Source organism: Edaphosphingomonas laterariae, from assembly GCF_900188165.1.
Taxonomy (GTDB): domain Bacteria; phylum Pseudomonadota; class Alphaproteobacteria; order Sphingomonadales; family Sphingomonadaceae; genus Sphingomonas_E; species Sphingomonas_E laterariae.
In genome coordinates this window covers 1-1,638 of the sequence record NZ_FZOS01000077.1, presented here as the reverse complement: position 1 = coordinate 1,638, position 1,638 = coordinate 1, and the positions used below count along the sequence as shown (strand labels likewise).

Sequence of the window (1,638 nt, the reverse complement as noted above, 5' to 3'; positions counted from 1 at the left end):
CGGCGCGACCTCGCCTCGGAGATGGCGCGCAAGGCCGATGACGCGCTGCCGCCGCTGCCCGGCGAAGGCGAGACCGCCGGCGCGCCGGCCCAGGGCGCCGAGGCCGGCCTCGGCCAGTCGTCGGCAGAGCACGCCTTTGCAAGCTGAGCACCGTCCAGTCGTTGCTTCAAGAGGCCCTCGCTTCCATCGCGGAGCGGGGGCCTTTTGTATTTCTCCATGACAGAGGGCCGCATCACGCTCGGCTCCGGTGACTGGTACGGCAACACCCGGCATGGGCTACAATCTTGACATTTCCCCAGTACAATGCATATGTTCATGCATATGCAAAGGAGGTCGATATGGCCCGGAAAAAAGCAGTTTCCGTCCCTCCACGAGAAGCCAAACTGTTCCGGAACAACAAGAGTCAGGCTCTGCGCATCCCTGCCGATTTCGAACTTCCGGGTGACCGCGTGATGATCCATCGCGATGGCGACCGCCTCATTATCGAACCGGTACGCCGCAAGAATCTTCTGGAAGTCCTCGCATCCCTGCAGCCGCTCGGGCCCGATGATCAGTTTCCCGATGTCGAGGACACATTGCTCCCGATAAAGGCCATCGACCTGTGAGCGGGCTCTATATGCTCGACACCAATACCGTCTCCGAGCTTGCCCGCAATCCGCAAGGATCGGTTGCCGCACGCATCGCCGAAGTGGGCCCGGATGCGATCTGTGTCAGCATCATCACCGCGGCGGAACTCCGCTACGGCTGCGCCAGAGCGGGTTCGCCGCGGCTGCTGGCGCAGATCGAGGCCATTCTGGACAGCCTCCAGATCCTTGCCCTCGATGTCCCCGCCGACACTGAATATGCCGGTATTCGCGCAGAGCTGGAAGCAGCCGGCAAGCCTATCGGGCCAAATGACTGGTTCATCGCTGCCCATGCCTATGCCCTGGAAGCAGTGCTGGTGACCGCGAATATCACAGACTTCTCGCGGATACGCGCACTCAAAGTCGAGAACTGGATCGCCGACCTTCATTGACCGGATGCCGGGCAATCACCGCATGGCTTTCGTCTAGCGCATCGGCTCGCTCCAGCGGCGGGCCGCCGCCACACGCTTCGCGATCGACCCTAACCCTTGAGATGACCTTCAGCTCCATAGCGGATCGGGGGGCCTTTGCCGTCCATTGACCTCATGGCCGGAGAGAGGAGGGGGGTGTGCCTTTGTGTTCACGCAACAGGAGAAGGCCATGTCCGACATCATCGACCTCGGCGGCGCGCCCGGACACGAGGATTGCGCGCAGCTCGGCCACACCCCCGACTTCGAGCGCCTCAACCGGCTTGAGGTCGCCGCCTATCGGGCCGCCGTCATCGCCCGCTTCGGCCCGCCCCCGGACGGGTGTGCCCTCGTCTTTATCACCAACCGGCACGACTTCGGCATCTATCGCACGCTCGGTCTCAAGGTCGATGCGGGCGCTTATCGTCGCGATCCCTCGGTCGCGGCCTATGTCGAGGCCGCCCAGGACGGTCTCGCCAGCTGGGTCGAAGCCGGTTTCGCGCCGCCGGTCCGCTACGACGACGGCCGTGCCCCCGCGGTCGACCGGGACCGTATCGACGACATCGTCATGGGTGCGTTGCTCGCGACGCGGCCCGACCCGTTGGGAC

Annotated in this window: 3 protein-coding genes; all 3 read left to right on the top strand. The window is 64.2% G+C overall.

Annotated features, from left to right (window positions below):
• The first annotated feature begins 338 nt into the window (after positions 1-338).
• Positions 339-605 (top strand): antitoxin, encoded by a 267-nt coding sequence (locus tag CHB74_RS21425; protein ID WP_020818770.1) that lies wholly within the window; start codon positions 339-341, stop codon positions 603-605.
• Positions 606-616: 11 nt separating this feature from the next.
• Positions 617-1,015: a type II toxin-antitoxin system VapC family toxin gene (locus tag CHB74_RS21420; RefSeq protein ID WP_197672744.1), complete on the top strand. Its 399-nt coding sequence runs from the start codon at positions 617-619 to the stop codon at positions 1,013-1,015.
• Between the two features lie 208 nt (positions 1,016-1,223).
• A partial coding sequence (locus CHB74_RS21415) for a hypothetical protein (protein WP_079640340.1) occupies positions 1,224-1,638 on the top strand: 415 nt, incomplete at its 3' end.